This is a genomic window from Rhodoplanes sp. SY1 (assembly GCF_046000175.1).
In the GTDB taxonomy this organism is placed as follows: Bacteria; Pseudomonadota; Alphaproteobacteria; order Rhizobiales; family Xanthobacteraceae; genus Rhodoplanes.
Genome location: NZ_JBEOMB010000160.1, coordinates 1 through 8322, shown reverse-complemented (window position 1 = coordinate 8322; position 8322 = coordinate 1). Strand labels below are relative to the sequence as shown.

General features: G+C 70.9%; 8 protein-coding genes. 5 read left to right on the top strand and 3 right to left on the bottom strand.

Going from position 1 to position 8322, the window contains the following annotated elements; all coding sequences use genetic code 11:
- Window positions 1–305: 305 nt before the first annotated feature.
- A complete protein-coding gene (locus ABTU92_RS26705; RefSeq protein ID WP_408094630.1) occupies window positions 306–1130 on the top strand; it encodes a LuxR C-terminal-related transcriptional regulator in 825 nt (274 codons plus the stop codon).
- Here the strand turns inward: ABTU92_RS26705 and rpe are convergent, their stop codons facing one another.
- The gene (rpe, locus tag ABTU92_RS26700) at window positions 1131–1817 is read right to left on the bottom strand and encodes a ribulose-phosphate 3-epimerase (protein ID WP_408094629.1); all 687 of its coding nucleotides are present in this window, start codon (window positions 1815–1817) and stop codon (window positions 1131–1133) included.
- A 306-nt stretch (window positions 1818–2123) separates the two neighbouring features.
- Here rpe and ABTU92_RS26695 point away from each other — a divergent pair, with 306 nt between their 5' ends.
- The gene (locus ABTU92_RS26695) at window positions 2124–2678 is read left to right on the top strand and encodes an EF-hand domain-containing protein (protein WP_408094628.1); all 555 of its coding nucleotides are present in this window, start codon (window positions 2124–2126) and stop codon (window positions 2676–2678) included.
- A gap of 289 nt (window positions 2679–2967) precedes the next feature.
- Here the strand turns inward: ABTU92_RS26695 and ABTU92_RS26690 are convergent, their stop codons facing one another.
- Entirely contained in the window at window positions 2968–4170 is a 1203-nt protein-coding gene (locus ABTU92_RS26690) for a polysaccharide deacetylase family protein (protein WP_408094627.1), read from the bottom strand.
- Between the two features lie 260 nt (window positions 4171–4430).
- Here ABTU92_RS26690 and ABTU92_RS26685 point away from each other — a divergent pair, with 260 nt between their 5' ends.
- Window positions 4431–5204, top strand: coding sequence for an enoyl-CoA hydratase-related protein (locus ABTU92_RS26685; RefSeq protein WP_408094626.1), 774 nt, complete (start codon window positions 4431–4433; stop codon window positions 5202–5204).
- Between the two features lie 191 nt (window positions 5205–5395).
- On the opposite strand, the gene ABTU92_RS26680 is transcribed toward ABTU92_RS26685, so the two are convergent.
- Window positions 5396–6391, bottom strand: a complete 996-nt coding sequence (locus tag ABTU92_RS26680; RefSeq protein ID WP_408094625.1) for a P1 family peptidase — start codon at window positions 6389–6391, stop codon at window positions 5396–5398.
- 127 nt (window positions 6392–6518) lie between these two features.
- On the opposite strand from ABTU92_RS26680, the gene ABTU92_RS26675 reads away from it, so the two are divergent.
- Window positions 6519–7262 (top strand): cytochrome c biogenesis CcdA family protein, encoded by a 744-nt coding sequence (locus tag ABTU92_RS26675; protein ID WP_408094624.1) that lies wholly within the window; start codon window positions 6519–6521, stop codon window positions 7260–7262.
- A gap of 870 nt (window positions 7263–8132) precedes the next feature.
- Complete coding sequence (gene pufB, locus ABTU92_RS26670; protein WP_111358560.1) at window positions 8133–8276, top strand: light-harvesting antenna LH1, beta subunit; 144 nt, start codon at window positions 8133–8135, stop codon at window positions 8274–8276.
- The last annotated feature ends 46 nt before the right edge of the window (window positions 8277–8322 follow it).

The window sequence follows — 8322 nt, the reverse complement described above, 5'->3', positions numbered from 1 at the left end:
TCGGCATCTCGATGAACACCGCCAAGCTGCACGTCTCGGCCGTGCTGCGGCGGCTCGGTCTCGGCAACCGCATGCAGGCCGTGGCGCTCGGCGCCCGGCTCACGCAAGACCACGGGGAGGCTGTTCTGGCGGCGGAGTGACACGCGGCGCGGCCGGCGTGGTCGCCGGTCGCCCGAAGGACCACGATCGTCCGGTGCGCAGCACGCCTGCCGGGCCGATCGCGCATATTGACAACCGGGGTCGTCAATCCGACTTTACGACGATCCGATGCTGCCCCGGACTCGCGCTCGCGGGGGGACCAGCCCATGCAGACCGCCTCGGCCCGGCTCGACACGTTGCGGTCTCTCGCCGCCAACGTCACGGTGCTCGACCCCGACGGCACGATCGTCCACACGAATGCGACGTGGCGGGACCCGTCTCCCGCCAATGGCGCCGCGCTGCCCGACGGCGGCCGCGGCCTCAACTACCTGTCGCTTTGCCCGGCCGAGCGGGCGCGCCGCCTCGAGGCGCTGATCGAGGGCGAGTGCGACCTCGTCACCAGCGTCTATCCGTGCCGCTCCTCGCGCGAGAACCGCTGGATCCTGCTGGTGGCGACGCCGCTCGCCGACACGCGGCCGCGGGGGATCACGCTCCTCCACCTCAACCTGTCGACGCTGCTGCCGGCCGAGATCGGCCGCGACGGCTTGCGCGCCTTGCATTCGCCCGACGTGGTGCCGGCCGCCACCCTGGAGGCGATCGTCGCCACCATCGAGGACTCGATCGCCCGCAGCCTCGTGGTGCCGGCGACGACCGGTGCGGCCTGCGGGGGCGACGTCCTCGCGGCCGGGGCCGGCGGGCCGGAGGACGGCGCGGCGCCGGACGACGACCGGCTGGCCCACACGGTGCTCCCGGTGCGCGGCGAGACCGGCGTGTCGGAGCCGGTGTCGATCGTCGATCACCTGCCGCGGCGCCAGCGCCAGGTGTTCGCGCTGCTCGGCGAGGGCCGCAGCAACGGCGAGATCGCCGCGGCGCTCGGCATCTCGACCAACACGGCCAAGCTGCACGTCGCCGCGGTACTGCGCCGCCTCGGCCTCGACAACCGCATGCAGGCCGTGGCGCTCGCCGCCCGCACCGGCGGCGAGCCGGGGTGATCACACCATCTCGCCGCGCGCCGCCGCGGCGGCGGCCCGGATCGCCGCGATGTTGGCCTTGTAGGCCTCCGGCGTGCGGCCCTTGAACACGGCCGAGCCGGCGACCAGCACGTTGGCGCCGGCGGCGGCGATGCGGCCGGCGTTCTCCGGCGTCACCCCGCCGTCGACCTCGATGTCGATCGGCCGGTCGCCGCACATCGCGCGCAGCCGCCGGATCTTCTCCAGCGCCGCCGGGATGAAGGCCTGGCCGCCGAAGCCCGGATTGACCGACATCACGAGGATCAGGTCGACGTCGTCGACGAGGTGCTCGATCGTGCTCTCCGGCGTGCCCGGGTTGAGCGTGACGCCGGCCTTCTTGCCGAGCCGGCGGATCTCCTGCAGCGAGCGATGGACGTGCGGGCCGGCCTCGACATGCACCGTGACGATGTCGGAGCCCGCCTTGGCGAACGCCTCCAGATAGGGGTCGCAGGGCGCGATCATCAGATGGACGTCGAAGGTGCGGTCGGTGTGCGGCCGCAGCGCCTTCACGACGTCGGGACCGATCGTGATGTTGGGGACGAAGTGGCCGTCCATCACGTCGACATGAATCCAGTCGGCGCCGGCCTCCACCACGGCGCGGACCTCCTCGCCGAGACGGGCGAAATCGGCGGACAGAATCGACGGCGCGATCTTCAAAGGACGATGCATGACACCCACGGGGTTCGGCGTTGAAGGCAGGAGTTCGTATGTCGGAAACGCAATATGTGCTTGTCGCGCAGAACGCGCCGCCGCTCAAGCCGTGCCGCCGCTCGAGCCGTGCCGGCGGGCCGGCCGGCGCCGGGGGCAGCCCGCCGCGGCGCCGGCCGCGACCCGGCAAAAATGTCCCGACGCGCGCCGCGCGGGCAAGTTTTTCCGGTTCGTTAACGACTCCGGACGTTGATATCAAAAGGGAAAACGTGCGGCACGGCGCTTGCTCTGAAGGGTCCAGTTGCGATCCGACCAGCGAGACACGCCATGTTCCTCACCGGTTCGGCCCTGTCGGCCCTCGACGTCCTCGACACGCTCAAGAGCCTGTTCGGCTCGAATGCCAACACGTCTCAACGCGCTGCCGGCCAGTTCTCCGTCGAGGAGGACGGGACCGGCAAGACGAAGACCAAGAAGGCGACGTCGCAGGGGACGGGCGTCGTCTCGTCCGAGACCATGCAGGCGTTGCTCGCGCTGCAGGCCAAGAGCGGCGGCGGCGCGCTCGCGTCGCAGGCCTTCGCCCGCTTCGACAAGGACGGCAGCGGCCGCATCGACAAGACCGAGTTCGACGACATCCTGACGAGCCTCGGCGGACGGCCGGGCGGCTCCTCGGCGACGTCGCTGTTCGACGCGCTCGACGCCGACGACGACGGCGGCGTGTCGGCGGACGAGCTCACCTCGGCGCTGTCGCGCCGCGGCAACGCGGCCGCCGCCGGCTTCCGCAGCGACGCCACCGTGCAGGAGCAGTTCCAGCGCATGCTGCGCCAGCAGCTCGAGATCGTCGCGACCCAGCCGACCGGCATGGCGGTGAGGCAGCTGATCTGATCTGCTCTGCTTTGATCTGATCTGATCTGATCTGATCTGATCGCGACGCCGTTCGCTCCGCCCTCACCCTGAGGAGGCTGCGAAGCAGCCGTCTCGAAGGGCGGGGGCGGCCTCGGCGTCGGCCTCCACCGACGGGGGCCACATGGTTCGAGACGCGCCCCTCACGGGGCGCTCCTCACCATGAGGGGCGAAGCAACTCGCGGCGCGCCAGTATCGCTGATACGAAAAAGCCCCGCCGGAGCGGGGCCTTTCTGCTTCGTGACGGTGGCTGCCGAGCCGGAGGAAAACCTCACTGCTCGATGGTGCGCACCACGCTCGAGATCGGGCGGCCGGAGCCGGCGGTCGGGAGCTTCTCGTTCTTGGCGATCATGGCGTCGTACTGGGCCATCGACTGCAGCCCGTTGGTGCCGACCATGTGGACGACCTTGTAGCCGCCCTTCTTCAGCTCGGCGAGCAGCAGGGGCGTGGCGAGTGCGGTGCCGTGCTGGAAGTCGTGCATCAGCACGATGCCCTTGCCGTGCTTCTTCAGCTTGTCCATCACGCGCGCGACGATCTGGTCGGGCTTCCTGATCTTGAAGTCGAAGGAGTCGAGGTCGGTCGAGAAGATCGCGACGTTGCGGTCGCCCAGATACGCGACGGCTTCGGCCGGATGCTTGAGCTGCGGGAAGCGGAAGAACGGCGCGATCGGCTGGCCGATGGCGGCCTTCACGGCGCTGATGCCCTTCTCGATCTCCTCCTTCTGCTCGTCCGGGGTCTTCTTCGAGAGGTCGACATGCGACCAGGTGTGCGAGCCGACCGAGTGCCCGGCCTCGTAGACCTGCCGCAGGATGTCCGGATAGTAGGTCGCGTGCTTGCCGATCGAGAAGAAGATCGCCTTGACGCATTCCTGCTCGAGCGCCCTGAGCACGGCCGGCGTGTTGCCGAGCCACGGCCCGTCGTCGAAGGTCAGCACCACCTCGCCGGGCTGCAGGAAGTCGAACTGCTTGAAATGCTCGAAGCCGAAGCCGGGGCCGCCCGTGGTGTCGATCTGCACGGTGCGGGAGACGCCGAGCGCGCCCGGGTTGGCGCAGGCCGGCCCCTTGACGGCGGCCGGGCCGGCGAGCGACGGCAGGCCGGGATTGGCGGCGGCCGGCACCGGGGCGGCGACCGGCTTCGGCGCCGTGGCCGGGGTCGCGGTCGCCGGCGCGGTGCGCGGCATGGCGCCGGCCTGGGCGACGACGATCGGGGCCTCGGCGGACGGCGCCGCCACCGGGCCGACCGCCTGGTTGACCACCTGGCGCACAACCGGTCGCGGTTCGGCCGGAGCGACGGCCGTGGTGGCGGCTGTCGTCGTGGCCGTGGTCACGGGCGCCGCGGCGCCCGCCGCCGGTGCCGCGGAGGACTGCGTCCCGGCCGGCATCGGCCAGGGCAAGCCCTTCTGGGCGAAAACAATTCCGATCGAGCCGGCGATCGCCACGACGACGAGACCGGCTGCCACTGTGTAGGTGCGCATGGCCTGTTCCCCTCTGGCTCGCTCGCCGGTAGCCGGATCGGACGTCCCCGTTCCGTCGCTGCGCGACTCAGTCGATCGAGACCCACCTGTGGTTCATGCTATCCGAATTCGTTTACCGATTTCACCTGTTCCGGGCGGAAACACGCCCGCCGGCGCGCGTTTCGGCCGGCTTGCGCGGGATCTGCAACACTCGCCCGGTCGGGCTAGGCCACGACCAGGGCACTGATCAGGGCACCGACGTCGCCGTCAGAGAGGAGCGCATGCCAGAGTTCCAGGATATCACGGTCGAGACCCGCGACGGGGTCGCCCGCATCACCATCGCCCGACCGGACAAGTACAACGCCTTCCGGGCCGAGACCGTCGAGGAGCTGATCGCCGCCTTCACGGCGGCCGGGTGGGACCGCGCGGTCGGCGTGATCGTGCTGACCGGGGCGGGCGACAAGGCCTTCTGCACGGGCGGTGACCAGTCCTCGCACGAAGGCGGCTATGGCGGGCGCGGCACCATCGGCCTGCCGCTGGAGGAGCTGCACACCATCATCCGCGACGTGCCGAAGCCGGTGATCGCGCGGGTGAACGGCTTCGCCATCGGGGGCGGCAACGTCCTGGTCACCTGCTGCGACCTCGCGGTCGCCTCCGACCGCGCCGTGTTCGGCCAAGTCGGCCCGAAGGTCGGCTCGGTCGATCCGGGTTTTGGGACAGCCTACCTGGCCCGCGTGGTGGGCGAGAAGAAAGCGCGAGAGATCTGGTTCCTGTGCCGGCGCTACACGGCCGCGCAGGCGCTGGAGATGGGGCTCGTCAACGCCGTCGTCCCGCACGATTCGCTCGACGCCGAGGTGGCGCGCTGGTGCGACGAGATTCTGGCGTTGAGCCCGACCGCGCTGGCTTTGGCGAAGCGCGCCTTCAACGCGGATTCGGAATCGATCCGCGGCATCTCGGCGCTCGGCATGCAGGCGGTCGGCCTGTTCTACGAGACCGAGGAGTCCAAGGAGGGCGTCGCCGCCTTCAAGGAGAAGCGCAAGCCGCGCTTCCGGTGAGGAGGCCTCGTGTCCCGGGCGCGGCGCAACGCGCCGCGAACCGGGACCCAGGGGCGATCGGGCGAGGCCGCCCGTCGTGCCGCCCGTCGTGCGGCCCCTGGGCCCCGGCTCTGCGGCGCATCAGCCCTGCGGCCTGCCGCGCCTTGTCCGGGGCACGAGACCGAGCAGGCGGCGCGACGGCCCTTGGCCACTCACCCCGGAAAGCGATCCCGATACGCCGGCAGCGCGTCGGGGAAGGGCAGGGCGGTCGCCTCGAACACGCCGCGGGCGATGGCGCGGGCGACCACCTGGGCCGCGACGGCGCCGAGCCGGGCGAGGGCGAACACCGGATCGGGCAGGGCGACCCGGCCGGTCGCGGCGGCGAAGACGATGTCGCCGTCGAGCGGCGTGTGGACCGGATAGAGGGCGGTGGCGAAGCCGTCCTGCGCCATCACGGCGAGGCGCTGGGCCTGCGAGCGGTCGAGGATCGCGTCGGTCGCGACGATCACCAGCGTGGTGTTCTGCCCCGGCATCCCTTTCGTCCGCGGCGTGAGTGCCGCCGCCGGCACCCGCGCCGGCAGGCCGTGGCCGCCATACTCGCCGTCACGCTCCACCGCCCCCGCCCAGAACCACGGCCCGGCGCCGATCACGGCGCCGCCGCAGGCATTGACGGCGGCGAGCGCCGCGACCGTGACGCCGTCCTCGGTGACGGCGGAGGCCGAGCCGAGCCCGCCTTTGAAGTCCACAGTGGTGGCGCCGCGTCCGGCCCCGACGCTGCCGAGCGCGAAGCCCTCGGCCGTCGCCGCGGCCGCGGCCGCATAAGCGAGCTCGCGATAGGGCGGGAAGCGCCCCCACGCCTTGTCGCCGCCGTTGAGGAGGTCGAAAAGCACCGCGCCCGGCACGATCGGCACCCGCATCGCCCCGACTGCGAAGCCGCGCCCCTGCTCGCGAAGATACGCCTGGACGCCGCTCGCCGCGTCGAGCCCGAAGGCTGAGCCGCCCGAGAGCACCAGCGCGTCCACCTGCTCGACCGTGCGGCCGAGCGCGAGGAGGTCGGTCTCGCGGGTGCCCGGTCCGCCGCCGCGCACGTCGCAGGCGGCGACCGCCGCCGCGTCGAACAGCACGCAGGTGACGCCCGAGGCGAGCCGCGCGTCGTCGGCGTTGCCGACCGTGAGGCCGGCGACGTCGGTGAGCAGGTTCTTCGCCATCGGCGGTCCCCTCGCGATCGGTCTCGGGTTGGCGAGCCGACAGGGATTCGCCCGCCCGGTCAACGGGAGAACGATGCGCGGCGGCGCGACGCTTGCCTTGTCGGCGTGGCCGGCGCATCACGGCGGCATGACCGACGTCTCCTTCCTGTGGGCCCTCCTGGCCGGCGTGGTGAGCTTCCTCAGCCCCTGCGTGCTGCCGCTGGTGCCGCCCTATCTCGTCTACCTGGCCGGCACCTCCATCGAGCGGGCGGGCGCCGCCGCGGCCGCGGAAGGCCGTCCGGCGCGCGACCGGCGCGGCACCGTGCTGGCGGCGCTCCTGTTCGTCGCCGGCTTCTCGACCGTGTTCGTCGCCCTCGGCGCAAGCGCCAGCGTGATCGGCCGGCTCCTGCGCGCCTATTCGGACTGGCTGTCGATCGTCGCCGGCCTGGTCATCATCGGCATGGGGCTGCATTTTCTCGGTCTCACCCGGATCGACGTGCTGATGCGCGAGAAGCGGCTCGCCATGCCGCGGCCGGTCGGCCTGTGGGGCGCCTATGTGATGGGGCTGGCCTTCGCGTTCGGCTGGACCCCCTGCATCGGGCCGATCCTGGCCGCGATTCTCGCGGTCGCCGGCACCAAGGAGACGGTGCTGAAGGGCGCGGCGCTGCTCGCCGTCTACTCGGCCGGGCTCGGCCTGCCGTTCCTGGCCGCGGCCTTCGCGGTCGAGCCCTTCGCCGCCTTCCTGGCGCGTTTCAAGCGCCATCTCGGCCTCGTCGAGAAGGGGATGGGCGTGCTGATGGTGCTCACCGGCCTCGCCTTCCTGTTCGGCCTCGTCAACCAGGTGAGCTTCCTGCTGCTCGAATGGTTCCCGGTGCTCGGTACCATCGGCTGAGCCGGTCCGGACCCGCCTGTCCGGACCCGTCTGTCCGGAGTCGCCGCCCGCGCCCCGCATCCTGCGCGCGAACCGCACGACACCGCGCCGCGCCATCGCGCGACAGACTCGGCCGAGCGTTTGTTGGCGCCATGTGTCAGGGCGAACGCGACAGATCGCCCGTGCGGCGTCGTGTCAGGCTGACGGACCAGACGCGACGCTAGTCCGCCCGGATAGGTCCCGTGATCGTCGTCGGTCCCCCTCGCCGCTACCGATCGTTGCGCTGCAGCGACTCCGGCCCGGATTACGCTGCCCGTACACATCCATCCGTCGATACTGCGCGGGGGGATGGTGGGTAGCCGCGGGAAATTACGTATTGCCCCTTGTTGACACTCAGAGATGTAAAGGTAGCATTACACTGGACTGATGAAAACGACGACGTGAGGCGGCCAGACGACAGACGCCCGGCTCGACGCGAGCCGGGGCGCGAATGGCAGGGTCTGACGTGACCGCGTTCGGCGCCGGACGGTTCGGCGCACGCGCGGAGCGGGCACGACGGATCCGGTCCTCCACGGCGGTGTGCGCGTGGCGAGTTTCATGCGGGCGACCGGCAGCGGGGCTCGCGATGTACGGCGGGTCGGGCGACCGGCCGCCGACAGTGGGACACTGATGACGGACTTCAAGTTCAACGAGGACGTGGTCGGCTGGGCGCGGCCATTCGCGCGGTGGCTCAACGACATCGACTGGAAGGACTCCTGGCGCACGTTCTCGATCCAGTATTCCCCCGATGCAATCGGGCGGAATGACCGCCGTGGCGCACGCTACGGCAAAACCCGGCATGCGGGACGTTTGCAGCGACGAACCGCGGCCACCTCAATGGAGGGTATACAGATGGCTGAAAATCGGAGCCTGTCCGGCCTCACCGAGGAGGAGGCGCTCGAGTTCCACGCCCAGTTCAAGACCACCTTCACGGCCTTCATGGTGATCTGCGTCCTCGCCCACGTTCTCGTGTGGGCCTGGAAGCCCTGGTACTGAGCGAGAGGGGATTAGGCTATGTCGAACCCGCAAGACGACTACAAGA

What these genes read in the sequence shown, in the direction of transcription:
- rpe (WP_408094629.1), bottom strand. Translation starts at nt 1,817, where the DNA reads ATGCATCGTCCTTTGAAGATCGCGCCGTCGATTCTGTCCGCCGATTTC.
- ABTU92_RS26705 (WP_408094630.1), top strand. Translation starts at nt 306, where the DNA reads ATGCAGACCGCCTCGGCCCGGCTCGACACGTTGCGGTCTCTCGCCGCC.
- ABTU92_RS26685 (WP_408094626.1), top strand. Translation starts at nt 4,431, where the DNA reads ATGCCAGAGTTCCAGGATATCACGGTCGAGACCCGCGACGGGGTCGCC.
- ABTU92_RS26680 (WP_408094625.1), bottom strand. Translation starts at nt 6,391, where the DNA reads ATGGCGAAGAACCTGCTCACCGACGTCGCCGGCCTCACGGTCGGCAAC.
- pufB (WP_111358560.1), top strand. Translation starts at nt 8,133, where the DNA reads ATGGCTGAAAATCGGAGCCTGTCCGGCCTCACCGAGGAGGAGGCGCTC.
- ABTU92_RS26690 (WP_408094627.1), bottom strand. Translation starts at nt 4,170, where the DNA reads ATGCGCACCTACACAGTGGCAGCCGGTCTCGTCGTCGTGGCGATCGCC.
- ABTU92_RS26675 (WP_408094624.1), top strand. Translation starts at nt 6,519, where the DNA reads ATGACCGACGTCTCCTTCCTGTGGGCCCTCCTGGCCGGCGTGGTGAGC.
- ABTU92_RS26695 (WP_408094628.1), top strand. Translation starts at nt 2,124, where the DNA reads ATGTTCCTCACCGGTTCGGCCCTGTCGGCCCTCGACGTCCTCGACACG.